The sequence below is a fragment of the Gordonia sp. GONU genome (genome assembly GCF_024733855.1).
Taxonomy (GTDB): domain Bacteria; phylum Actinomycetota; class Actinomycetes; order Mycobacteriales; family Mycobacteriaceae; genus Gordonia; species Gordonia amicalis.
This window is the reverse complement of sequence record NZ_JANRHB010000044.1, coordinates 12470-37095: the sequence shown is the minus strand read 5'-3', so window position 1 is coordinate 37095 and position 24626 is coordinate 12470. Positions and strand designations below refer to the sequence as shown.

General features: G+C 68.8%; 21 protein-coding genes and 1 riboswitch. Of the genes, 9 read left to right on the top strand and 12 right to left on the bottom strand.

Annotated features, from left to right (window positions below; genetic code table 11):
• Nucleotides 1-97: 97 nt before the first annotated feature.
• Nucleotides 98-301 (bottom strand): hypothetical protein, encoded by a 204-nt coding sequence (locus NWF34_RS23525; RefSeq protein WP_258326228.1) that lies wholly within the window; start codon nt 299-301, stop codon nt 98-100.
• A 143-nt stretch (nt 302-444) separates the two neighbouring features.
• The gene (locus tag NWF34_RS23520; protein WP_258326227.1) at nt 445-1629 is read right to left on the bottom strand and encodes an ATP-grasp domain-containing protein; all 1185 of its coding nucleotides are present in this window, start codon (nt 1627-1629) and stop codon (nt 445-447) included.
• Between the two features lie 233 nt (nt 1630-1862).
• On the opposite strand from NWF34_RS23520, the gene NWF34_RS23515 reads away from it, so the two are divergent.
• The 4 genes from NWF34_RS23515 (at nt 1863) to NWF34_RS23500 (ending at nt 5051) form a co-directional block, all read left to right on the top strand.
• Entirely contained in the window at nt 1863-2987 is a 1125-nt protein-coding gene (locus NWF34_RS23515) for a DMT family transporter (RefSeq protein WP_258326226.1), read from the top strand.
• Nucleotides 2988-3048: 61 nt separating this feature from the next.
• Nucleotides 3049-3915 (top strand): hypothetical protein, encoded by an 867-nt coding sequence (locus NWF34_RS23510; protein WP_258326225.1) that lies wholly within the window; start codon nt 3049-3051, stop codon nt 3913-3915.
• Nucleotides 3912-4373, top strand: coding sequence for a nuclear transport factor 2 family protein (locus tag NWF34_RS23505; RefSeq protein ID WP_096274757.1), 462 nt, complete (start codon nt 3912-3914; stop codon nt 4371-4373). The genes NWF34_RS23510 and NWF34_RS23505 overlap by 4 nt, the downstream gene beginning before the upstream one ends.
• A gap of 9 nt (nt 4374-4382) precedes the next feature.
• Nucleotides 4383-5051, top strand: coding sequence for a phosphoribosyltransferase (locus NWF34_RS23500; RefSeq protein WP_258326224.1), 669 nt, complete (start codon nt 4383-4385; stop codon nt 5049-5051).
• On the opposite strand, the gene NWF34_RS23495 is transcribed toward NWF34_RS23500, so the two are convergent.
• From NWF34_RS23495 to thiO, 6 genes are all read right to left on the bottom strand, one after another.
• The gene (locus NWF34_RS23495; RefSeq protein ID WP_258326223.1) at nt 4993-7632 is read right to left on the bottom strand and encodes a LuxR C-terminal-related transcriptional regulator; all 2640 of its coding nucleotides are present in this window, start codon (nt 7630-7632) and stop codon (nt 4993-4995) included. The genes NWF34_RS23500 and NWF34_RS23495 overlap by 59 nt on opposite strands.
• Before the next feature lie 129 nt (nt 7633-7761).
• Nucleotides 7762-8520, bottom strand: coding sequence for an ABC transporter permease (locus NWF34_RS23490; RefSeq protein ID WP_258326222.1), 759 nt, complete (start codon nt 8518-8520; stop codon nt 7762-7764).
• The gene (locus NWF34_RS23485) at nt 8517-9485 is read right to left on the bottom strand and encodes an ABC transporter ATP-binding protein (RefSeq protein ID WP_258326221.1); all 969 of its coding nucleotides are present in this window, start codon (nt 9483-9485) and stop codon (nt 8517-8519) included. Before NWF34_RS23485 ends, NWF34_RS23490 begins: the two co-directional genes overlap by 4 nt.
• Nucleotides 9486-9549: 64 nt before the next feature.
• Nucleotides 9550-10371: a thiazole synthase gene (locus tag NWF34_RS23480; RefSeq protein ID WP_024497405.1), complete on the bottom strand. Its 822-nt coding sequence runs from the start codon at nt 10369-10371 to the stop codon at nt 9550-9552.
• Nucleotides 10364-10564 (bottom strand): sulfur carrier protein ThiS, encoded by a 201-nt coding sequence (gene thiS / locus NWF34_RS23475; protein ID WP_258326220.1) that lies wholly within the window; start codon nt 10562-10564, stop codon nt 10364-10366. The genes NWF34_RS23480 and thiS overlap by 8 nt, the downstream gene beginning before the upstream one ends.
• A 2-nt stretch (nt 10565-10566) precedes the next feature.
• Nucleotides 10567-11643, bottom strand: coding sequence for a glycine oxidase ThiO (gene thiO, locus NWF34_RS23470; RefSeq protein ID WP_258326219.1), 1077 nt, complete (start codon nt 11641-11643; stop codon nt 10567-10569).
• Nucleotides 11637-11746, bottom strand: a riboswitch (TPP riboswitch). It overlaps the preceding gene by 7 nt.
• Before the next feature lie 47 nt (nt 11747-11793).
• On the opposite strand from thiO, the gene thiE reads away from it, so the two are divergent.
• Nucleotides 11794-12495 carry a thiamine phosphate synthase gene (gene thiE / locus NWF34_RS23465; RefSeq protein ID WP_258326218.1) on the top strand — a complete coding sequence of 234 codons (702 nt, stop codon included), beginning with the start codon at nt 11794-11796 and terminating at the stop codon, nt 12493-12495.
• A 439-nt stretch (nt 12496-12934) separates the two neighbouring features.
• A complete protein-coding gene (locus NWF34_RS23460; RefSeq protein ID WP_258326229.1) occupies nt 12935-13312 on the top strand; it encodes a hypothetical protein in 378 nt (125 codons plus the stop codon).
• 64 nt (nt 13313-13376) lie between these two features.
• Here the strand turns inward: NWF34_RS23460 and NWF34_RS23455 are convergent, their stop codons facing one another.
• Nucleotides 13377-13859 (bottom strand): NUDIX hydrolase, encoded by a 483-nt coding sequence (locus tag NWF34_RS23455; RefSeq protein WP_258326217.1) that lies wholly within the window; start codon nt 13857-13859, stop codon nt 13377-13379.
• A gap of 383 nt (nt 13860-14242) precedes the next feature.
• Between NWF34_RS23455 and NWF34_RS23450 the strand changes: the two genes are divergently transcribed.
• Genes NWF34_RS23450 through NWF34_RS23440 form a run of 3 tightly spaced genes read left to right on the top strand, consistent with a single transcriptional unit; the run spans nt 14243 to nt 19392 of the window.
• Nucleotides 14243-15688: a hypothetical protein gene (locus NWF34_RS23450; RefSeq protein ID WP_258326216.1), complete on the top strand. Its 1446-nt coding sequence runs from the start codon at nt 14243-14245 to the stop codon at nt 15686-15688.
• On the top strand, nt 15685-16716 hold the full coding sequence (locus NWF34_RS23445; protein WP_258326215.1) for a glutamate ABC transporter substrate-binding protein: 1032 nt from the start codon (nt 15685-15687) through the stop codon (nt 16714-16716). The genes NWF34_RS23450 and NWF34_RS23445 overlap by 4 nt, the downstream gene beginning before the upstream one ends.
• A 6-nt stretch (nt 16717-16722) precedes the next feature.
• Nucleotides 16723-19392: a serine/threonine-protein kinase gene (locus NWF34_RS23440; RefSeq protein ID WP_258326214.1), complete on the top strand. Its 2670-nt coding sequence runs from the start codon at nt 16723-16725 to the stop codon at nt 19390-19392.
• A gap of 146 nt (nt 19393-19538) precedes the next feature.
• Here NWF34_RS23440 and NWF34_RS23435 read toward each other — a convergent pair whose 3' ends face one another.
• The 3 genes from NWF34_RS23435 to NWF34_RS23425 are packed head-to-tail and all read right to left on the bottom strand — an operon-like array spanning nt 19539 to nt 24625.
• Nucleotides 19539-20744 (bottom strand): acetate kinase, encoded by a 1206-nt coding sequence (locus NWF34_RS23435; protein WP_258326213.1) that lies wholly within the window; start codon nt 20742-20744, stop codon nt 19539-19541.
• The gene (gene pta / locus NWF34_RS23430) at nt 20741-22984 is read right to left on the bottom strand and encodes a phosphate acetyltransferase (RefSeq protein ID WP_258326212.1); all 2244 of its coding nucleotides are present in this window, start codon (nt 22982-22984) and stop codon (nt 20741-20743) included. The genes NWF34_RS23435 and pta overlap by 4 nt, the downstream gene beginning before the upstream one ends.
• Nucleotides 22985-22999: 15 nt before the next feature.
• Nucleotides 23000-24625 carry an FAD-binding oxidoreductase gene (locus tag NWF34_RS23425; RefSeq protein WP_258326211.1) on the bottom strand — a complete coding sequence of 542 codons (1626 nt, stop codon included), beginning with the start codon at nt 24623-24625 and terminating at the stop codon, nt 23000-23002.
• Nucleotide 24626: the final 1 nt, after the last annotated feature.

Genomic DNA, 24626 nt, shown 5'->3' with positions numbered 1-24626 from the left:
GTGCGGAAGCCCTGCCCGAGCAGGGCTTCCGCACGTCAGCGGCACGGAATTGCCACGCCCCGGGCACCGAACAGCCCGGGGACGGGATCGTCGTGTGTCAGATGCAGACGCTGAACGACAAGGAGCCGAGCGGAATGTCCAGGCAGAGCGACAGCGAGCCGGTGGCCTGTTGCGGCTGTATCGGTGGCGACTGGGCGGGTGCAGCCGAAGCCGCCGGCACTCCGGCGAGTCCGAGTGTGCACACCGCGGCCGCCGTTGCGGCACCGACAGTCAGACGACGGGTGATCTTTGACTTGTTCATGATTGAGCCCCCTCGAGCACATTTCCCCCACACCGAGACCTGCTCACGTGACCCATCGCCGCAGGTGGTGCTGGGTCACGAGTCTACGCCGCGGCGTGCTCGATCGCGTCCCACATCTTGGGGACATTCGAGGAGGACCGGGCTCAGAGGCTGATGCGCAGACCGTCCCACTCGTGGTCGTGCATGAACCCCTCGGCGAGTCCGACCCGGTACTTCGCACAGCTGCGCAGGATGCCCGCGTATGCGAACGGGAGCATCACCGCAGGCATCTGGTCGCCGGGTCGGGTGATCACATCCGATGCCCCGCGGAAGTCGCGGATGAACTGGCGGAAGGACCTGCCGTTCCGGGAGGGGGCACGCCAGCCGTAGAGCATCATGCCGAGACCGATCATCTTGTCGACATCCGTTGCGGGGGTGATGATCTCGGTGTCGGGATCGGAGGTGCCGAGGAAGGCGCGGTCCACGCCGTCGCCCGGGGAGAACATCATGATCCCGCTCGTCGCGCGCGGATTGCACTCGATGCAGAACAGGTCCTTGTCAGGGCCTTCCTCGATGAAGTCGAAGCCGATCTGCCCGGTGAAGTCGACTCGCTCGACGATGTCGGCGACCCACGCCTGGATGCGCGGATGGTCGACGGACCGGAAGTTCAGACATGAACTGCCATCGATGGCGTAGTCGACCGGATAGGTGGCGTGCGCGTAGATCCGGCCCTCGTGGCACACCGAATAGGTGCAGTACTTGTCGCCCGAGATCCACTCCTGCGCGACCCACGGGTTCTGCTCGTCGTGCTCGAGCCAGGTCAGCGGATCCCCGGGCTGCACCTTGTGCACCTTCTGCGAACCGCGCGAGTAAGACCGCTTGAGCGCGAAGGGCTTGTCGAAATCGAGCGATCCGGCGTCCTCGGGTCCGGCGACCCGCGCGAACTTGCGCGTCGGGATTCCGAGTTCGACGAGCAGTTCCTGGAATTCGTACTTGTGGTGCAACCGGTTCTCGATGTCGAAATCGGAGAGGAAGAGCCGGCATTGCGGCGGAAACAAGTCCGCGAGCATCGCGATGATGTCGGTCTCCTCGTGGACCGGGATCACCATGTCGACGTCGTTCTCCTCGACGATCCGCGCGAGCGCACGACAGTACGCGAGCGGCTCGAACTTCGGCGGCGGAACACGGTGGAAGTCGCTCACCCCGTTGGAGAATCTGCTGATCGCGACGGCCACCGAATCGACGGTCGTCACCCGATGGCCACCCGCGGCCATGAGCCGTGCGAGTTCCAGGGAGAGGAACGACCGACCGAAGGTGATCAGTACATGAGCTCGTCCGGCGCTGTCCACTCGACAGAGTGTAGGGGGTACCGGGTGCCCGAGCGCGACGCCTCGGTTCCCGTGCCTGTTGAATGGAATTCGGACACCGCGGGAATATTCGGTACCGATCTGTTGGTTCGACCTGTTAGTTTGCGCTCGACCGGTCTCTTCGGGCCGGTCGGACGTGTGGTGGCACGCGGTCGGGCTGGACGACGGACCGGATGTTCGGCGAGACCGGGCGTCCGGACCGAGTTGGAGGTGGCATGCAACTGTTCGTGGTCGGCGTCATCGCCGCATGCCTTGCCGCCGTCGCCTACGGGATGTCGACGGTTCTCCGTGCGCTCGGCGCGCGCCGGGTTGCCGCGACGGCCGCCGAGGAGGGCAAGGGCATCACCACCGGGACCGGTGCCCCCACCATCTCCTCGACACTGTCCACCTTCGTCGATCCCGCCTTCATCCTCGGCACCACGATGGTCGTCATCGGTTTCGCCGGTGGAGCGCTCGCCGCGCGGTTCCTCCCGCTGTTCCTGTCGCAGACCATCGTGTCCGCGAACCTCGTCGTCACGGCACTCCTCGGGACGATCATCCTCAACATCGCGCTGCACACGCGCGAATGGGTCGCCATCTGGCTCGTCGTGATGTCGCTGTGCCTTCTCGGTGTCTCGTCGTCGCACCACACCGGCGGCGGTGAAGAGATCGGCTTCCACTGGGGCCTGTTCCTCGCAACCTTCGCGCTGTGTGCGTTCGCCCTCGTCGGCGTCTACAACCTCGGTTCGGCCGCGGCCGCCATCGCCGGCGGTGCCGCGGCCGGTCTGTTGTTCGGCATCATCGCCATCGCCGTCCGCATCCTCGACGGCGTCGAACCGTTCGATCCCGTCGCCCTCCTGACCGACCCGGCGGCATGGACGATCGCCACGGCGGGCGCGGTCGGCTTCTACGTCCAGACCGTGGCCCTGCAACTGGGTGCGGTCAACGGTGTGACCGCAGTGCTGGTGGTCGGCGAGACCGCCGGCCCGAGCCTCGTAGGCGTGGTGTTCCTCGAGGACACCGCCAAGCCGGGACTCGGCTGGCTGGCCATCCTCGGCTTCGTCGGCGCGGTCATCGGCGCCGTGCTGGTTGCCTGGTACGGCTCGGTCGACCCCGATCACCTCGGCGAGGCCCCGCCGATGAAGGGCGGCTGGCGCCGCGGCCGCGAGGAGCCGGAGAACGAAACCGACGGGCTTCCCGACGACTTCGATGCCGATGAGTTCGAAGCAGAGGCTTTCGAAGAGGACTTTCGACGGGAACCGTTCGAGCCCGACCCGCTCGCCGAGGCCGTCGAGCCGCACCCGGGTAACCCCGTGTCCGACGACCGGTCCGCCGGCAGACGGGACTCGCAGCACAACTGATCGGGACGTGTCTCCCCACCAGATGGTTGACACCCGTTCCACCGGTGGAGATGGTGGGGTGATGACGCCCACCGCGACGGAGTCGCTCGCCCGCCTCGCCTACGAGACCCTCGAACCCTTCCACGTCCTCGCCTACTTCAACCCGGGACTCGGCCGGGCACAAGAGGACACCGGTCTCGACGGCCACGCGTTCTACGTCGGCGCCCGCGGAGCTCCCCTCGGTCCCTGCGCCGCCCCGGTTGTCTCCGCCGCCTTCTACAACTTCAACCCCGAACTGATCGCCAAGTCGTGGAACGCCGCGATCGACGCCGGTCTCGACCGCGTCCACGAACGTCGCCACGCGATGCTCGACGATTCCCTGCGAGAGATCCTGGGCGATTCCGCCGACGACGCCCTGCTCGACGAACTCGCCTCCGAGTACACCGAACTCGCCGCCGGCCTGCCGCTCGGCGGTCGTCCCCTGACGGCCGCGTGGGCTTCGGCACCGATCCCGGACACGCCGCGCCTGCGGCTGTGGCAGGCGACCGCGATCCTGCGGGAGTGGCGAGGCGACAACCACATCGCGGCCCTCGTCCTCCACGGACTCAACGGATTCGACGCGGCGGTCTTCCATGAGGCCCAGCTGCCCGATCCGGAGGTGAAACGCCGGGTCATGGGCAAACGCGTCGTGATGCTCACCCGCGGCTACTCCGAACAGGACTGGGAGGACAGCGTCGACCGGCTCGTCGAAGCAGGCCTCGCCGAACGCGTCGACGACGGTCATCGCCTCACGGCACAGGGCGCCGCGGTGTACGACGACATCGAGGCGACCACCGACGCCGCGGGTGAATCCCGGTGGGCCGGCACCGCCGAGTTGCTCGAGCGGACCCGTCCGATCGTCAAGGCCGTGATCGGCGCCGGGGTCCTGCCCGGAACGAGGCGCAGATGAGTGGCCACGCCGAGGATGTGCGCGAGATCGAGAGCCTCAAGTACCGGTACCTGCGGGCACTCGACACCAAGGACTGGACCACGTTCGCCTCGACGCTCACCGCGGACGTGACCGGCAACTACGGCGGGACGCTGTCCTTCGGCACCCGGGACGAACTCGTCGGATACATGGAGGCCAACGTCGGGCCGTCGGTCATCACCGAGCACCGCGTGGCCCACCCGGAGATCGAGATCTCCGGCGACACCGCCCGCGGCCGCTGGTATCTGCAAGACCGGGTGATCGTCGTGGACTTCTCGTTCATGCTGATCGGCGCCGCCTTCTACGACGACACCTACCGCCGGACCGAGGACGGCTGGCGCATCAGCGCCACCGGCTACGACCGCACCTACGAGGCCACCATCGGACTGGCCGACCTGCCGAGCTTCGCGCTCGAGGTCGGCCCGGCCGTACGAATCTGAGGACGTGACATGTCTGAGCGTGTCTTCTCCGACCGGGTGGCGGCGGGACGAGCCCTGGGTGAGCGGGTCGCCGAGGTACTGCGGGCACGCCCCGACACCCGCACGGCGAGGCCGGTGGTGATCGGACTGGCCCGCGGCGGTGTGCCGGTGGCCCGCGAGGTCGCCGATGCGGTCGACGGCGATCTCGACGCCCTGGTGGTACGCAAGATCGGGGCACCGGGGCATGCGGAGTTCGCGATGGGGGCCCTCACCGCGGGCCATCTGGTGGTCAACGACGACATGCCCCGGCGACTCGGGGTGTCGAGCGCCCAGTTCGACGCGGTCGCCGACCGGGAACGCCGCATCCTGCACGACCGCGAAGCGCTCTACCGCCAAGGCCGGCCACCGGTCGAGGTCGAAGATCGGGTCGTGGTGCTGGTCGACGACGGCCTCGCCACCGGCTCCACGATGGCGGTGGCCATCGACGCGCTGGACGCGGCCGGCGCGTCGCGGCTGATCGTGGCCGTGCCCACGGCACCGTCGGATTCGGTCGGCCGGCTCATCGACCGCGGGGTCGACGAGGTCGTCGTGCTGACCATGCCCGAACCGTTCGAGGCGGTCGGACTCTCCTACGAGGACTTCAGTCAGGTCGACGACGATGAGGTGATCGCATGTCTGGATCGCGATCACCGGCCTTGAGCAACAACCTGGCGATGCCCTCACGATCGGTGACGTCCAGTTTGGTGGACGCACGGTAGAGGTGGCCCTCGACGGTGCGTACCGAGACCGTGAGCCGTTGCGCGATCTCCTTGTTGGACAGTCCTGCCGCAACGAGATTCGCGATCTCGCGTTCACGCGAGGTCAGCGGGAGCGGTTGTGCCGCGGCGATCAGTGCGGGGGTGCGCAGTCCGCCGCACTCCGAGGCGAGTCGATTGGCCGACGCCGCCGAGGCCACGGTCGCCGACCGGGCGCCCGCCGCGTCGTGCAGAACACTCGCCTGCGCGGCCGCGTCGGCTGCCGACAGCCGCACGCCCAGTGCCTCCAGATCGGCTGAGCACAAGTCGAGTTCGACCGCGTCGCCGGCGGCGAGAGCGGTTGCATGCCGGGCGTAGAGCGGCGCCAGCGGACCGTCGACCAGTCCCGCGAGCGCGGTGAGACGCTCGGCGACGCCGGCATCGCCGAACCGGGCCGCGGAGTGCAGCGCCTCCGCCTCGACGGCGAATTGTCCCGACTCCCTTGCTTCTTCCGCTGTCCGGTGAACCAGCGCGACGGCTCGCGAGATGGTTCCGGCGGCCGCCGACTGCCAGGCCTCGGCGATGTCGAGCATCGGACCGAAGATCGCGACGTGCTTGCCGTACCGCGCCCGGGCCTTCTCCAGGACCTCGGCGGCACGGTCGGCCTGACCGAGCGCGCTCAGCGCCTGGATCAGGAAGATGTGAGCCGGGAAGTTCCACGACTCGGAGAACTCTCCGCTGTCCAGGATCGCGAGCGTCTGCTCCATCCGCCGGGTCACGGAGACACATGCACCGCGCGAGAGCTCCACGGCGGCAACGAGGATCTCCGACATCGCCCAGCCCAGGTACTGCGCGGTCTGCGCGGCCGTCATGAACCGCCCGGCCGCCGCATCCGCGTCGTCGAGCCGACCGGTCAGCGTGAGGGCGAGGATCTCGCCGAAGCCAGTAGGGAATCGGAGCAGACCATCGACCTCCACCTCCCGCGAGTGCGCGGCGAGGGCCTCCACCTCGTTCCCGCGGCCCGCGACCGCCCTGGCGAGACTGCCGCCGAACACCGCCCATTCGATCGCCCAGGGCAGCTTCCGCTTCTCGGCGAAGACGCTGTCCGAGAGCGAGATCGCCTCACCGATGCGGTTCTCGAACAGCGCGCATGCCGAGGCGATACCGGTGACGATCGGGACGAGCGCCGGCCGCATGTCCCGCGTCCGCAGCATCTGCAGGATCTCGTCGGCGCGGTCGGCGTCGCCCAGCGCCCAGAAGGCGTTGCCGATTCTCAGGTTCCCCCACAGCAGGAGTTCTCCCTCGTCCAGATCGCCCGGCGAGAACCCCGACAGGATTTCCTCGGCCTCGTCGGGATGGCCCTGCCACATCCGGGCGCGGGCAAGCAGTTCGGCGACGTCGACCCCGGCACCCTCGTCCAGGGCCGCCCGCGCGAACCGTTCGCCGAGCGAGGTCTGCGCGAGTTTCAGGGCATCACTCGCCGCGGTCCGGACGAGCGACAGGTCGATGTCGACGTCGCTCTCGATGGCGAGGTCGGCGAGCCTGATCCGCTCGGCAGGGGTGTTGGTGGGACGCGACCTCAGCGCCTCGACGAGGTTGCCGCGCAGACGCCGTGACGACACCAGGCCGAGCCGGCGGCGGATCACCTCACCGAACAACGGATGGTGGAAGGCCACATCCAGCCGGCGACCGTCCCGCGTGATGCGGACGAGTCCGGCGATCTCGGCCTCCTCGACCGCCTCCTCGCCGGCGAGTTCGGCCAGCACGTCGATGTCGAGCGGTTCGCACAGGCTCAGGTACTTGAGCGCGTTGAGAACCGAGGCGTCCAGTTGTTCGATGCGTCCCTCGAGCAACGATGCGAGTTCGGAGGTGATCGCGGCGCGCCCGCGCAACTGCCAGACCCCGTTGACCTGTCGCAGCGTGTTCGCCTCCCGGGCACCGTCCACGAGATGCCTCAGGAACAGTGCGTTCCCACCGGACGCCTCCCACATCTGGGTGGCCGAATGTTCCTCCAGCTGCCCGCCGAGGACCGATTCGATCAGCTCGACACTCTGCTCTTTGGTGAACGGCGACAACGTGATACGGGTGAGGTGGTTGTCCTTCCACAGCGACGTCACGGCATCGGGCACCGCTTCACCGCTACGGACGGTCGCCACGATGTGCACCGCCCGATCGATCGCGAGCTGGTGCAGCAAGGTCGCGGACAACTCGTCGAGCAGGTGCGCATCGTCGACACCGATGACGACGTCACCGTCGGCGAGCAGCGACTCCCGGGCTGCCGCCAGATAGCTGACCGGATCGCTCGACGTCGCCGGTCCGACGAGATGGGCGAAGACCCCCAGCGGAATCGATCGCGCCGACTCCGTCCCGGCCACCCACCGCACGCCGGTCGGCAGTTCGGCGGTGACATGCCGGGCGAGGGTGGTCTTGCCCACCCCCGAATCGCCGGTGAGCACGACTCCGCATCCGCTCGTCTTCCCACTGAGCGCAGCGAGGATCGTGCGGAATTCGCGCTCTCGCTCGACCAGCGGCCACGTGGTGGACATGACAGGGGATTTTAGTCCGCACCGGAGCTCCGCGTGCTCTGACGAATCGTCATGGATATGTCAGCAGGACACGCAATGCCATGTTCCCGCCGCGCTGGTGGCGGACGGTGGGGCCGTCAAGTCCGCGAATCACGCATCCCGGGCATCGGTCACGATGATCGCGATCAACAAGAGGATCACGGTGAACGCGGCGAAGTACACCAGCGAGCCAAGGGCATTCCAGTGAAAGGTGTCGTTCCCACCGGACAGGAAGTTCCACCCGTTGAGGAAGGGCAGGAACGGCGTGATGTTCTCACCGATGCGCGGGAGCACCGAGAGGATGCGTTCGAACGCGAACATCCAGCCCAACACGATGGCCACCGCGCCGGCGGAATGCCGCACCAGCGCACCCACCGCGAGCCCGATCAGCGCACACAGCATCGCGAACACCGGCGTGCCCCAGAGCTGTCGTACGGTGTCCGGCCCACCGAGCGCGATGCCGTTGCCGGTGAGCGCCTGCCCCAGGACCACCCCGAGGAGACCCACGACCGCTGCCACCACGAAGGTGAGACCGCCGAACACGACGGTCTTCGCGAGAATCACCAGCGGCCGTCGGGGGGTCGCGGCGAAAGTCGTTCGGATGGTGCCGAACCGGTATTCGGTGGTGACACCGAGGACGGCCATGATCGCGAAGATCGCCACGCCGAACTGGTTCACGCCGACCAGATAGTCGATGGTCCGGGTGTCGACCGACGCGGGGTCGGCATAACCACCGGACAGCAGCCAACCGAGCAGCACCGCAACGCCGATGCCGAACACGACCACCATCGCCAGGCACCAGTACGGGGACCGGGTGCTCGTCAGTTTGATGCGTTCGGCGTCGATCGCCGCAAGCGCCGGGCCGATCATCGCCGACCCCCTTCCGAAGTGGGAGAACCGGATTCGACGGGCAGGAAACCGTCGCCCCCGTGATAGTCGACGGCGTGTGCGGTCATCGACATGAACACCTCCTCCAGCGAGGCCGACTCGGCGGCGAGTTCGTGCAGCGTCACACCGGTCGCGGCCGCGATGTCACCGACCCGGTCGGTCGTCGTGTCGGGCACCCGCATCACCGGCCGCCCCTGGGCGTCGGGCGCGCCTGGTGCCGGCGCGAGTCCGGCCTCCACCAAGGCGGTGTGCAACTTCTCGAGTTCGGGTCCGCGCACCCGCACCGACTGCCGTGCCCTTCCGGTGAACTCGCCGACCGAACAGTCGGCGATCAGTCGCCCACGCCCGATGACCACGAGATGGTCTGCGGTGAGCGACATCTCGGTCAGCAGATGGCTGGAGACGAGTACGGTGCGTCCTTCGGCGGCCAACTGCCGCATGAACCCGCGTATCCAGACGATGCCCTCGGGATCGAGCCCGTTGACCGGTTCGTCGAACAGCAGGGTGTGCGGGTCGCCCAGGAGCGCACCGGCCAGGCCGAGCCGCTGCGACATGCCGAGTGAGAATCCGCCGGCCCGTTTGCGGGCCACCGACGTCAGTCCGACCGTCTCGAGCACCTCGTCCACCCGGGACACCGGAATCCGGTTGCTCGCCGCGAGCCACCGCAGATGTGACCGCGCGGTGCGGTTGGGGTGAACCCAGTGTGCGTCGAGCAACGCACCGACCTGACGGAGCGGATGGTCGAGGTCGCGGTACTGCACGCCGTTGATGGTCGCGGTCCCCGAAGTGGGGCGGTCGAGACCCAGCATCATGCGCATCGTCGTCGACTTACCCGCGCCGTTGGGCCCCAGAAAGCCGGTGACCCGTCCCGGGTTCACCTCGAACGTGAGATCGTCGACCGCGCGCTGACTCCCGAAGTCCTTGGTCAGATTCGTTACCCGCAACACGACACGACCATAGCCGCCCGCTCTTCGAGCGGGATGGCTCCTCTCGCCGAGAACTCGATTCGGGTCACGCGTGATCAGGCATCGGTGACGACGCCTGCGCCCAGAACCTCTTCGGAATCCGCCCCGCCCGCGCCGCGAGGCGGCCCGCGATCACCGCATGCCGCATCGCCGAGGCCATCCGCTCGGGATTCTCCGCACGTGTGACCGCGGTCGCGAGAAGCACCCCGTCGCAACCGAGTTCCATGGCGAGGGCCGCATCGCTGGCGGTGCCGATACCCGCGTCGAGGATGACCGGGAGCGGGTCGTCGGAGGCGGTCGCACAGTGGTCGACGATCATCTCGATGTTGTGCGGGTTGAGGATTCCCAGTCCGGTGCCGATCGGCGAACCGAGCGGCATCACCGCGGCGACACCGAGGTCGGCGAGTCGCGCGGCGAGAACCGGGTCGTCGTTGGTGTAGGCGAGCACCACGAAGCCGTCGGCCACCAACGAGGCCGCGGCGTCGACGAGTTCGACGGCATCCGGCATCAGGGTGCGCTCGTCGGCCACCACCTCGAGTTTCACCCAGTTCGTCTCGAACGCCTCCCGGGCCAGCTGCGCGGTGAGCACCGCTTCGGCGGTGGTGTGGCAGCCGGCGGTGTTGGGCAGGACCGCGATGCCGAGACGGCGCAGCAGGTCGAAGACACCGGTCCCGGACGCGGCGTCGACGCGACGCACCGCCACGGTCGTGAGTTCGGTTCCCGACGCCACGAGGGCCCGCTCCAGGCTCGCGAGGTTTGTCGCGCCACCGGTTCCGGTGATCAGACGAGAAGAGAACTCGCGCCCGCCGATCCGGAGCGGGTCGGCGTCGGAACCGCCGGCGACGTCGACGACCTCGGACTCAGCCACCCTGCACCGCTGTCACGATCTCGACGACCGCGCCCGTGGTCATCGTGTGCTGCGACCACTGTCCGCGCGGGACGACCGCACCGTCGACGGCCACCGCGATCCCCCGGTCCGGCAGGCCGAGGCGGGCGACGACTTCCCCCACCGACACGTCGTCGCCGACGTCGAGGTTCTCTCCGTTCACGGTGATGGTCACGGTCATGCTCCTTCCAGAATTCCCAGCACGTTGTCCGCAGTGCCCGGCGCGAGGACGATGCCGTTGCGGCCGTGCCCGGTCACGACCACCGTGCGGTCGTCGACCCGCTTCACGATCGGTAACCCGTCGGCGGTGCAGGGCCTCAGTCCGGCACCCGCCTCCACCAGGTCGTAGGTGCGCAGACCCGGCATGACCTCGATGGCGTCGGCGAGCAGATCGGCGACACCACCCGCCTGCGGGGTGCGGTCACCGAAGCCCCCGGCCTCGTATTGCGTTGCGCCGACCACGATCCCGTCCTCGCGCGGCACCAGGTACACCGCTCGGCCGTGGAGCCGGGCACGGACCACATGCCCGGGCGGCGGCACCGACCACCGCGTCCGACGCAGTCTCAGGATCTCCCCTTTCGCCGCGTGGAGCGGCACGTCGGGAAGCAGTTCCACCGTGCCGAGTCCGGCGGCGACAAGGATCTGGTCCCGCGGGCCGGCATGTTCGTGGACGTCGGCCAGGCTGCCCACCCGCGCCTCGGTGAACCGCACCCCCGCGGCGGCCCCTACGCTGCGCAGAGTCGCCAGCAGACGACGGTTGTCGATCGACCACTCGCCGACCGCCCGGTAGCCACCGACGAGCCGCGAACTCAACGACGGCTCCAGCGAACGGATCTCGCGACCCGTGACCGTGCTGAGCGTGGCGTCGGTCCGCGGTTGTTCGGCCCAGACGAAGTCCGCGAGATGCTGCAGGTACTCGGCGTCGGCGGCGGACGCGGCGACGAACAGGGAATCGGTGGCCGTGACGATCGCGGGGTCGCCGAGCCGCTTCACCAGCGTCGGCCAGCGCCGCACCGACTGCACCGACATCGCGAGCGCCGCTTCTTCACCCGGATGCCCCTCGCCGAGCGAACCGAGCATGCCGCCCGCCACCCACGACGCCCGCTCCTCGTGCCCGGCGTCGACGACGCGGACCTGCCAGCCCGCATCGGCGGCAGCGAGCGCACAGGTCAGACCGATCACGCCACCGCCGACGACGGTCAGCGCACGCTCGGGCTGCTCCGGGTGGGGTTGTTCCTCGACAACATGGCTCACGCCAGATCACCTTCCTTCGCCGGAATGACCCGGATCAGGTTCGACGGTCAGCGGAGGGTCCGCACTCTCAGCCCGGCCGGTCCGGGCTCCCGTGTGTTCTCGCGGTCCACCCTACGCCCGGCCCGCACCGGCGCGGCTAGCCTGGTCGCCGTGACGACTGCCCCCGAATCGCGTGCTCGCGAACTGCGCCGCCGCCTGGACTCCGCCCGGCTCTACCTGTGCACCGACGCGCGGCGTGAACGCGGCGACCTGCTCGAGGTCGTGAACGCCGCCCTCGCCGGCGGCGTCGACATCGTGCAGCTTCGCGACAAGGGGTCACCCGGGGAGAAGAAGTTCGGCACTCTCGAAGCCCGCGAGGAGCTCGAGATCCTCGCCGCGATGCGGGACGTCGTCGACGCCCACGGCGCATTGCTCGCGGTCAACGACCGCGCGGACATCGCCGCACTGTCGGGCGCCGACGTCCTCCATGTCGGACAGGGTGACCTGCCGCCACGGGTCGCGCGCCGGATCGTCGGCCCCGACACGATCGTCGGTGCATCCACCCACGACCCCGGGCAAGCTGCAGCAGCGGCCGCCGACCCCGACGTCGACTACTTCTGCGTCGGCCCGTGCTGGACCACCCCCACCAAACCGGGTCGGACCGCCGCCGGGCTCGATCTGGTGTCGACGACCGCCGCGGCGATGTCCGAACCCGGGACTCCGGACAAGCCGTGGTTCGCGATCGGCGGCATCGATGCCCCGCGGGTGCCGGAGGTGGCCGCCGCCGGAGCGCGCCGCATCGTCGTGGTCCGGGCGATCACGGCCGCCGCCGACCCTGCTGCGGCGGCCGCGGAACTCCTCGCACGGCTGTAGCGCCCGGGTCCGGAAATCCGCTCCGGTAAAGCGCCCTCCGGGGCGGCTCCACGTGCATATCGTCACCGGTCACGCTCTGGAGGGCGTGTTCCAGGGGTCGATTTCAGGGGCGGATTACCGGGGCAGATCTCAGCGGTGGAATCCATTTGCCGCACTCGCCACAGAGGTCTAGGCTGGACCGATCATGATGTGCATCAAGCGCGCGCTCGTAACCCGCCGCAGCGGGGTCTGATTCTGACCGACCCCCCGCTGCGGGTCGGTTGCGCGCTCTTGTCGGTCACCTGTTCTTCGACCGAAATCGGCTTTCGAGATGCATCCTCTTCATCTGCCTCACCCATCCTTCTCACGACACGGACACGCGACCGCGCCGTCGGCCGACCCCATCACCGAACACTTCGGCCGTCCGCTGCCCGCGGGTATGCGCGAGGAGGTCATCGGGATGAGCTGGCAACGATTCACCGACGAATATTCGAGCGGCGGCACCATCCGGCTCGGATCGTGGTCGGTCGCACCGGCCCGTCAGGACCTCGTCGAATGCCGCGCGACCATCGCGATCGCCGATCGCATCATGTCGTGCAGCGCCGTCGCCGCCGGACCGCTCGGCGCGATGACCTCGATCCTCTACGACCTCGGCGCGCCGGTTCAGATCCTGCGGCTGCACCAGCGCGAACTCGACGGTTCGATCGCCACCTTCCTGCTGTGTGAGAACAACGGCAGGCAGGTGTGGGCCTTCGGCGAGGGCAGCACCGGGGACGAGGCGAACATCGCGGCACTGATCTCCGGCGCGAACCGGCTGCTCGGACCCGCGGCGGCGTGAAGCCCGACGTCGTGAGGCCCGACGCTGTGAAGTTCGGCTTCGTGAAGTTCGACGGGCCGAACCGCTATCCCTGCGGATCGAGCGCCGCGATCCGTTCGCGCAGCGTGGGCCAGGCCAGACCGAACGCCGGGTGCAGCGGGAGCTGATCGACGTGCCTCTCCTCCACCCAGCGCAGTTCCGTCGACTCGAAGTTGGCGACCGTGCGCACCGGCTCGTCTGTCTCGGCGATGACCGTCGTGTAGGTCCAGCCGCCGGGTGATTCGTGGGTGATGACGGCGGCGACGACCCGAAGGTCCTCGCCGTTGATGCCGGCTTCTTCCTCGGCTTCCCGAATCGCGGTGTCGATGGCGCCCTCGTGCGAGTCCCGGGCGCCGCCGGGCAGCGCCCAGGTACCACCCTGATGGGACCACGCGGCGCGATGCTGGAGCAGAACGCCCGTCACGCCGTCGGCCAACGGCGCCCGGAGCAGCAGACCTGCTGCGCCGTGAACACCCCAATACCGTGAACCGTCGGGATCGATCACCCAGCCGTCGCCGTCTCCGCGCACCACGCCTCCTTGCAGACCCGACGAGGGGATCGCCGGGGTTCCTCCACCGTAAGTGAGACACGCCCGACCTGCCAGGGCGATGGCGATCCATCCGTTGGATCAGTGAAACGAATCCGCGTACCGCGGTGAAACCGATCCGCGTGCCGGGGCGAGCGGGTCCACGCGGCGAAGAACTCCACCCCGCAACCCCGAGGCCTCCGGGGTGGCGACCGCGTTGAACGGAGGAACCCACCGAAGATGGCATAGGCTGAAACACGCACGACCCGGTGAGCGATGACCCCGTTGAGTCATTTCTTCAGACAGGTCGCGGGAGCCGGAACGGGGGCCGGCGACCGAGCGGCCACACCGGAGACGATCCAGCGTTCGAGAAGGGGATCAGCTAGGTGACCGGCGATGCGTCCTCCGTGCGGACGGCACTCACCCGTGGCGGTCGCACGTTCCGTCCCGCCCAGTCATCGCCGCCGATCCGCCAGGTCCTCGCCGATCGTCGTGAGCTCGTCGCGACCGCCCGCGAACGTGCGCAGTCACCGTTCCAGACGCTCCGGCACTATTCGGGCACCACACCGGGCAAGCTGATCATCATCTGCGCCATCCTGTTCCTCGGCTGCCTGTCCACCGGTCTGTACGCCTCGACCGTGCTCGAAGACCGCACCCAGACCCTGCAGCGCCTGATCGATCGCACCGAACCGCTCGCCGAGGCCGCTCAGGTCCTGTACAGCTCTCTGTCGATCGCCGACGCGTCCGCGAACGCGGCATTCATCTCGGGCGGTCTGGAAACTCCTGATCTGCGGCAACGCTACTCAGACGCCCTGGCGACGGCCGGGTCGTCGTTGATCCTCGCGACCGGCACCTCTAGCGAGCCGGGGCCCGGGATGGCCCAGAACGCGACCGAGCGTGCCCTGTCGTCGGACCTCGACACCCTCTCGACGTCGATCCCGGTCTACAGCGGACTCATCGAGACCGCCCGCACCAACAACCGGCTGGGCAATCCCGTCGGATCGGCCTACCTGGGCCAGGCGTCGTCGCTGATGCAGGACAAGATCCTGCCGGCCGCCCAGCGCCTCTACGAGCGGCGGTCGATGGCGATCGCCGACCCGCAGCATTCGCTGACCCGCCCGCCGTGGACGGTCTACGTCCCGCTGTTGCTGCTGCTCACGGCGATGGTGCTGACGTCCCGCTACCTGGCGCGCAGGACCCGCCGTCGCTTCAACCTCGGACTGGTCGCCGCGATCGGCGCGCTCACCCTGGGGACGGTGTGGCTGCTGGCGTCGGGCCTGATGTCGGTCGCCGCGACCAGCAACGCCCGAACCGACGGCGCGGACCCGCTTCGCGAACTCACGGCCGCCCGCATCCTGACCCAGCAGGCCAGATCGGCCGAGACGCTGGCCCTCATCCGCCGCGGCGACCAGGGCGGACTGGAACGGACCTTCGCCGCGACGACTGCCAGGATCGACGGCATCGTCGACGACGTCCGCACATCCGAGGAGACCGGTTCGGTGTCGGCGGAGCAGCTCGACTCGGTGAGCTCGGCGCTGGCGGAGTGGAAGCGCACCGATGCCGGCGTCCGGCGGTACATCCAGACCGGCAACTTCGACCGCGCCCGGCAACTCACGGTCGGGGACGGGCTGAACAGTTCGGCCCGCGCGTACACCGCCGTCGACGCCGCCCTCGTCGACGCGATCACCACCGCGCGGACGTCGTTCCGCGACGACATCAACACCGCCCAGCGAGTACTCGGCTTCACCGGGACCGGGATACTGCTGCTCTCGGTCCTCGCCGCCATCGCGATCGTCGGCGGACTCGTCCCCCGAATACGGGAGTACCGATGATCCCTCGCCGACTCGCCCGCCGCCGGTTCTCCCACTCCGGCCCCGCCCGCCTGCGCCGTCCGGTGGCCGCGGCCGTCCTGCTGCTCGTGGCATTCGTCGCGACCGGTTGTGTCCGGTTCCCCGCCGCCGAGTCACCGCCCCCGACCGCGACCGTCGGCCCGCTGGTGCTGCCCGGCGTCCAGACCGACGTGCCCATCGAACCGCCGCCGAGTTCGGAGGCGTGCAACGCGACGCTCACCCTGCGCCCGCCCGCACAGATGCCCGCGCCCGGCCGCATGCCGCCGAATTCGACGATGGCCGGGATCTTCGAACGCGGCCGGCTCATCGTCGGACTCGACATCGGCTCCAACCTGTTCAGCTTCCGCGATCCCATCTCGGGCGACATCCAGGGCTTCGACGTGGACATCGCCCACGAGATCGCGGGTGCGATCTTCGGTGACCCGCGGCGCGTCGAGTTCCAGGTGCTCAGCTCCGCACAGCGGATCGACGCGTTGCGCGACAAAACCGTCGACGTCGTCATCAAGACGATGAGCATCACCTGCGACCGGCTGCGCGACATCAGCTTTTCCGCCCCGTATTACGTGGCGTCCCAACGCATCCTGTCGTTCCGCAACTCGAACATCGCCGGACCGGCCCAGCTCGCCGACAAGCGGGTCTGCGCAGCCCGCGGCACCACCTCGATCGGCCGGATGCAGTCCATCCAGCCGCGGGTCCGGATCGTCAGCACCACCACCTGGGCCGACTGCCTGGTGCTGATGCAGCAGGGACAGGTCGACGCGGTGACCAGCGACGACGCCATCCTCGCCGGACTGGCCGCACAGGACCCATGGGTCCGGGTCGTCGGTCCGAGCCTCGGGGAGGAGTTCTACGGCGTGGGCATCCCCAAGGGCGAGGACGACATGATCCGCTTCGTCAACGGGGTGCTCGAACGTGCCCGCGCGACCGGCCGCTGGCAGGAGATCCGCGACCGCTGGCTGACCATCCTCGACAGTGGATTCGGCGCACCGCAGCCGTACTACCGGGATTGATCGCGCATGGACTTCGCCGGCGAACCATCACACACAGACCGTCACGGTCCCGACGACCGGGACCGGCCCGCTCCCGACACCCCGGAGGAGATCGGTACCCAGCGCGTCTCCGTCGCCGACCTGATGGGTGACGACGACCCGGTCACCGACCGGCACACCCGCGACGGGCACATCACCGACGGGAGCACCGCCGGTGGCGGCACCACGGACGAGAGCACCACGGACGAGGGCACCACCGATCAGGTGGTCGAGGTCGGTACGCAGAAGGCCGATCTCGGCGCCCTGATGGCCGAGACCGACGACACCACGGAGCCCCGCGCCGTGCCCGACCCCGGCGCCGTATCCGACACCGAGATCGGAACACAGGCGGCCACACCCGCCTTCACGGTCGGCATCGCGCCACCGGACCGATTCGACGGCCGGACCGATCGGGTGGTCCGCACGCGGGCGACGCCGAGCACGGAGCCGGATTCCGGACCACTCGGACGGCGACTCATCCCGCGCCGACGCCCCCCGGTCCACGAACGTCGACTCGGCAGCGGACTGGTCGAGATGCCGAAGATCACCGACATCGAACCCGAGGACGCGGTCATCGACGATCCGGTGATCGTCGAGGGCAAGCGATTCTGCTGGCGCTGCGGCAAACCCGTCGGCCGACTCGAGGGTGAAGGGGAAGGTCCACCCACCGGTGACTGCGCCAACTGTGGTGCGCGGTACTCGTTCGTGCCCGGTCTCGCCCAGGGGACGCTGGTCGCCGATCAGTACGAGATCGCCGGCGCGATCGCCCACGGCGGACTCGGATGGATCTACCTGGCCATCGATCGCAACGTGAGCGACCGGCCCGTCGTTCTCAAAGGCCTTCTGAACTCGTCGGATTCGGAGGCACAGCGCGTCGCGGTGGCCGAGCGTCAGTTCCTGGCGTCGGTGAACCATCCCGGCATCGTCAAGATCTACAACTTCGTCGAGCACGTCGCCGACGACGGTGAGCGCTTCGGCTACATCGTCATGGAGTACATCGGCGGTCAGACGCTCAAGCAGATCACCTCGGGTGACCACGAGAAGGGGTTGCTGTCCGTCGAACAGGGTCTCGCCTACATCCTCGAGGTGTTGCTCGCCGTCGGCTACCTGCATTCGGTGGGTCTGGTCTACAACGACGTCAAACCCGAGAACATCATGGTCGGGAGCGACGAGGTCAAGCTCATCGACCTCGGCGCCGTCTCGCCGATCAACGGCTACGGACATCTGTACGGCACACCGGGTTTCCAGGCGCCGGAGATCGTCAAGACCGGACCCCAGGTCGCCACCGACATCTACAGCGTCGGACGCACCCTCGCGGTGCTGACCGTGCCGATGGAGATGCGCAACGGCCGGTACGTCGACGGACTCCCCTCCCCTACCGAGTCCGCCGTCTTCCGCGACAATCCGTCGTTCTACCTTCTGCTGCAACGTGCCACCGCGCCCGACCCGGCCGACCGGTTCTCCTCCGCGGAGGAGATGAGCACCCAGGTGCTCAACGTGCTCCGCGAGACGGTCGCGGTACACACCGGTGTGCCCCGGCCCTCCCTGTCCACGGTCTTCACCCCGCAGCGCTCGACGTTCGGCACCGATCTCATGCTCGCCCCGGTCGACGGCTTCTTCGACCCCGACCAGGCCGCCTTCTACGATCCGGTCGACATCGCCACCGCGCTCCCCGTGCCCCTGGTGAACCCGCTGGATCCCGCCGCGAGCCTGTTGACCTCGGCGGCCCTGTCGGATCCGCGGCAGACGCTCGACTCGATCAACACCGCACGCGCAGAAGGGTTCGCGTCGATGTTCGGTGGCCGTCCGGTCAAGAACGCCCACCCCTCGCTGGAGATCGACCTGGCCGAGGCCCGCGCCCACCTACAGCTCGACGACGTCGACACCGCTCTCGCGCTGCTCCGCGATGTCCGTGAGCACCACGGCGATTCGTGGCGGGTGGAGTGGTACATGGGCATCTGCGCGCTGATGAACGACGAACCCGAACTGGCCTACGAACGGTTCGACGAGGTATTGGGGGCAATGCCCGGCGAGGTGGCACCGAAGCTCGCGGTGGCCGGAACCGCCGAACTGATCGGCCGGTGGCTCGCCGACGAGAACGGGTCGTCGAAGTCGTCCGACAAGATCTCCCGGCTCTACGACGTCGCGCAACATCACTACCACGATCTGTGGCTGACCGACCACAGCATCGTCACCGCCGCCTTCGGCCTGGCCCGCCTCGCCGTCGCGGCCGGCGACTACGACGGCGCGATCCGTCCCCTCGACGAAGTTCCCGCCACCAGTAGGCATTTCAACACAGCCCGGGCGACCGCGATCATCGCCCTGGTGCACGGTCGTCCCACCTCGGAGGTCACCCGGGAGCAGATCGTCGAGGCCGCACGACGACTCGAGCAGATCCCGGACTCCGAACCACGCAAGTCACGGATGCTGCTAATCGTGCTCGGCACCGCCCTCGGCTGGATTCACGACAATCCCGACGCCGAGAACGCCGACACCGAGCCCTCGACGCTCCTGGGCTTCCCCTTCACCGAGTACGGAATCCGCACCGGCACCGAGAGATCCCTGCGCCAGCTCGCACGTCAGACCCGCAACAACCGCGAGCATCGGTTCATGCTCGTCGATCTGGCGAACTACGTGCGGCCGAACACGCTGTTCTGACCTCGATACGCGGCGTCCTCGCTACGCTCGGTCGACGCTACTCGGCCGGCGGAACCAACTGCGACCCCTTCCGCTGTCGAGTAGTTCTTGCTCCCTGAGGTGCTAGGAGCGCAAGCGCCGAGCCGTATCGAAACCACCGCCCGAGCTCAACCTGCGACGAGCGCCGCCGACTGCCGCGCGATCGCGAGCTCCTCGTTCGTCGGGACCACCAGGACGTCGATCGCGCTGTCGTCGGCGGAGATCCGACGCGCCGATCGGTCGGCGGCCGCGTTGCGGTCCGGGTCGACGACGATTCCGAAACGCTGCAGCCCGTCGAGTGCATCGGCGCGGACGCGTGCCGAGTTCTCGCCGACGCCGGCGGTGAAGGTGATCGCGTCGAGCCTCTCGAGGGCGAAGGTGTAGGCACCGAGGTAATGCCGCAACCGGTGGATGTAGACGTCGTAGGCACGGCGGGCGTTCTCGTCACCGGCATCGACCAGCTCGGCGATCGAGCGGAAGTCGTTCTCGCCGCACAGTCCTCGGAGTCCGGACCGATGGTTGAGCAGGGTGTCGATCTCGTCGACGGACAGGTGGGCCACGCGGTTGAGGTGCAGCACGAGGCCGGGATCGATGTCGCCGCTGCGGGTTCCCATCACGAGACCCTCCAGCGGAGTCATCCCCATGCTGGTGTCGACGGGCTGTCCACCCGAGATGGCCGACGCCGACGCCCCGTTGCCGAGATGCAGCACGATCTGGTCGAGATCGGCGAGGTCCTTCCCGAGGAACTCGGCGACGCGGCCCGACACGTACTCATGACTGGTGCCGTGGAATCCGTACCGCCGGATGGCGTGTTCGGCCGCCACCTCGCGGTCGATGGCGTAGGTCGCGGCCGCGGGCGGCAACCCGTGGAAGAAGGCCGTGTCGAACACCGCGACCGACGGCACGTCGGGAAGCAGGGCCCGGGCCGCCTCGATACCCACGAGATTGGCCGGATTGTGCAGCGGCGCAAGGGGCGAGATCCGCTTGATCTCCGAGATCACCCAGGAGTCGACGAGTGTCGGCTCGTAGAACGACCGGCCGCCGTGCACCACGCGGTGCCCGACCGCCGCCAGGCCCGCGTGCACCAGGTCGGTGCCGTTGTCGGCGAAGAATTGTTCGGCACGCAGGACCGCCGTCAGGTGATCGGGTAGCGACACCGACTCGGTGACCGTCTCGCCGTTCTGTTCGTGCGTGATCGACGAACCGGCGTCGCCGATGCGTTCGGCGATCCCGTCCGCGAGGACGACGCCGGTATCGGGCTGGACGAGTTGGTATTTCAGCGACGACGAGCCGGCGTTGAAGACGAGGACCGCGCCGGCGGTGTCGGCGCTCAACGCGCCTCTCCGGTGGCGACCTCTTCGGTGCCGGCTTCTGCGGTACCGGCCTCTTCGGTGGCGACCCCATCGGTGCCGGCCTCTTCGGCGTCCGCCTGCTGCGCCTGGATCGCGGTGATGGCGACCGTGTTGACGATGTCGGACACGAGCGCGCCACGGCTGAGGTCGTTGATCGGCTTGTTCAGGCCCTGCAGCACGGGGCCGATCGCGACGGCACCGGCGCTGCGCTGCACCGCCTTGTACGTGTTGTTGCCGGTGTTCAGATCCGGGAAGATCAGTACCGTCGCCCGCCCGGCCACCGGGGAGTCGGGCATCTTGGTCTCCGCGACCGACGGTTCGACCGCCGCGTCGTACTGGATGGGACCCTCGACGAGCAACTCCGGCGCGCGTTGCCGCACGAATTCGGTTGCGGTCTTGACCTTCTCGACGTCGACACCCGATCCGGACGTGCCGGTGGAGTAGGACAGCATCGCCACGCGCGGATCGATGCCGAAGGCGGCGGAGGTCTGCGCCGACGAGATGGCGATGTCGGCGAGTTGCTCATCGGTCGGGTCCGGGACGATCGCGCAGTCGCCGTAGGCGAGCACCTTGTCGGCCAAGCACATGAAGAACACGCTCGACACCGTCGAGACCCCCGGCTTGGTCTTGATGATCTCGAATGCCGGCCGGATGGTGTGGGCGGTCGTGTGCGCCGCTCCCGACACCATCCCGTCGGCGCGCCCGGTGTGCACCATCATCGTGCCGAAGTAGGAGACGTCGATCATCTTCTCCCGCGCGCGGTCGAGTTCCATGCCCTTGTGCTTGCGGAGATCGGTGTAGATCCGGGCGAACTCGTCCAGGTACTCCGAGGTGGCCGGGTCGATGACGCTGATCCCGGCCAGGTCGAGTCCGAGCTCGATTGCCCGCTCCTGCACGGCATCCGGGTCACCGAGCAGCGTGAGGTCGGCGACCCCGCGGCGGAGGAGCCGGCTCGCCGCCCGCAGGATGCGATCGTCATCGCCCTCGGGGAGCACGATGTGCTTGCGCTGTGCCCGTGCACGGGAGATGAGCCGGTACTCGAACATCTGCGGGGTCACGACCGCCGGGACGTCGACGTTGAGGTTGCGCATGACCACCTCGGGATCGACGTGGGTCTCCATGAGCGCCAACGCCGCTTCGATCTTGCGTGCCGACCCGGCGCCGAGCCGGCCACGGGTGTGGGCCGCGGTCCGCGCGGTGTCGTAGGTGCCGTGCGGGCAGCTGATGATCGGCAGCGTCGGCTTGAGTCCGCTGACCAGCGCCTCGATCATCGGATGCGGTTTGAGCCCACCGTTGAGGATGATGCCCGACAGCCGCGGGAATCCCTGTGCCGTATTGGCGTTCACGAGGGCGAGGAGGACGTCGGAGCGATCGGCGGGCGTGATGACGACCGTGCCGTCGGTGAGGCGCTCCAGAATGTGCTCGACGGTCATGCCGCCCACCATCACCCGCAGCGCCTCGTGGTCGAGGAGTTCCTCGTCGCCGCTGTACAAGGTGGCGCCGAGCGACTCCTTCAACTCACCCATGGTGGGCGCGAACAGGATCGGCTCCTCGGGGAGGCACAGGCTCGGCACCCCGGTGCGGCGCAGCGTCGCCCGGATCTCGTCGAGCCGATCAGGGTCACAGCGGTTCGCGACCATGGCGATCGGTGTGGCATGGGCGGCGCCGACCTCGGCGAGCAACCCCTCGGCGAGGTCGGCGATCTCCGCCGGGGACCGGTCGATGGCTTTCAGTGCGAGCACCATCGGCGCCGACAGGTTCGCGGCGATGCGTGCGTTGAAGCTCAGCTCCGACGGGGTGCCGACGTCGGTGTAGTCCGAGCCGACGATCACCACGCGGTCGCACCGCGTTGCCAGTGCATGGAACCGGGCGACGATCTCGCCGATCGCGGCATCCGGGTCGTCGTGGACCTGCTCATAGGTCACGCCCAGGCAATCCTCGTAGGGAACGTCCACGGAGTCGTAGTCGATCAGGAGATCGAGCAGCGGGTCCCGCTTGTCTCCGTCGGCGCGGGTGATCGGGCGGAAGACGCCGACCCGGCCGCCGGTCGCCGCGAACAGGGCCAACAGCCCCAGCGCGACCACGGATTTCCCGGTCTCCCCTTCTGCCGAGGCCAGATAGATGCTGGTCGTCGACTCGCTCCCGGCACCTCTGTCACCGGCAACTCGATCTCCAGCAGAGCGGTCGGAAACGGAAGCGTCGGTGGCCATGCGCCCCAGCATAGTGGCGCCCGGTGATCAGATCAGGATGCCGGGATTGCAGACGCCGTCGGGATCGACGGTCGCCTTGACCGCCCGCAACGCCTCGAGTGCCAGCGGACCGATCTCGTCGTGGTAGGCCTCGCGATGGTCGCGACCGACGGCGTGATGGTGGGTGATGCTCGCGCCCGCGGCCCTGATCGCGTTGTTCGCCGCGGTTTTCGCCGACGCCCACTCCGCGATCGGATCGGCGCCGAGCGGTGCCACCACGGTGAAGTACAGCGACGCACCGGAGGCGTAGACGTGGCTGATGTGGCACATCACGAGGGGAGGTGTGCCCGATGCGGTCAGGGTGTCGGTGATCGCATCGGTGACCGAGGCGCGCAACTCGTGCAGCTTCGACCAGTAGGTCACGGTCTCCAGGGTCTCGACCAGCACTCCGGCGTCGAGCAGCGGGTCACGCAGGTAGGGCCCGGCGAAACGTCCTGTGCGCCAGGACTCTCCGGGGCCGCTTCCCAGGGCCGTACCGCCGGCGTCGACGAGCACCTCCGACGCGGCGTCGCGGCGTCGGCGCACTTCCTGATCGCTGCCCTCGTATCCGGTGATGACCAGGCAGCCCGTCGAATCACCGCCGAGCTGCGCGGGATCGGCGAGATTGATCGCGGTCTCGACCTCGTCGGACAGCCGGATCACGGTGGGCAGCGGGCCGTCCTGGGCGAGTCGTCGCAAGGCGGTCGCGCCGTCGGCGAAGGAGTCGAACCGCCAGCCGTCGAAGAGCCGGGTGGCCGGGACGGGACGGATCCGGACCCGGACGCCGGTGATGACGCCGAAGGCGCCCTCGGAGCCGAGGATCAGCTGGCGGAGGTCGGGTCCGGCCGCGGACCGTGGTGCCGTGCCGAATTCGAGGGTGCCGCGCGGGGTGGCGAGGACGAGCCCCTCCACCATCTCGTCGAAACGGCCGTACCCCGCCGACGACTGGCCCGCCGACCGGGTCGCCGCGTACCCGCCGATCCCGGCTCCCTCGTAGGACTGCGGGAAGTGTCCGAGCGTCCAGCCCCGGTCACGCAGGAGTGCTTCGGCGGCACTCCCCCGCAGACCCGCCTGCAGGGTGGCGATGCGGGAGACCTCGTCGATCTCGACCAGACGGTCGAGACGCCGGAGGTCGAGGCTGAGGACACCGGCGAATCCGGCCCGGTCGGGCGCGAGCCCGCCCACCACCGAGGTCCCGCCGGTGAACGGCACGACCGCGACCTTCCCGGCGGCGCAGACCTGCAGGATTCGCACGACCTCGTCGTGATCGGCCGGGTAGATCACCAGGTCGGGGGCGTCGGCGGCGTCACCCGCACGCAGCCGCAGGAGGTCGGGAGTCGAGTAGCCGCGGGTGTGCTGGACGCGCGCGTCGTCGGAATCGGCCACGTACCCGGCGCCGACGACGGCTTCGAGGTCGGCGCGAACGGCCGCCGGCAGGGTCGATTCGCGCGGGGTGACCGACTCGGGTTGGACGCCCCGGTCCTCGGTAGCGTCGCCGGCCAGCGCGGCCGCAGCGGCGGGTAGCTCGGTGACGCGCGCCGGGTCGCCCCAGCGCGGCCGCCGCATCTCGACGACGGGGATCGCGGTCTCGTCCGGCTTCGGCTCGTCACCCGTCCGATCCGTGCCGGTCGTCATG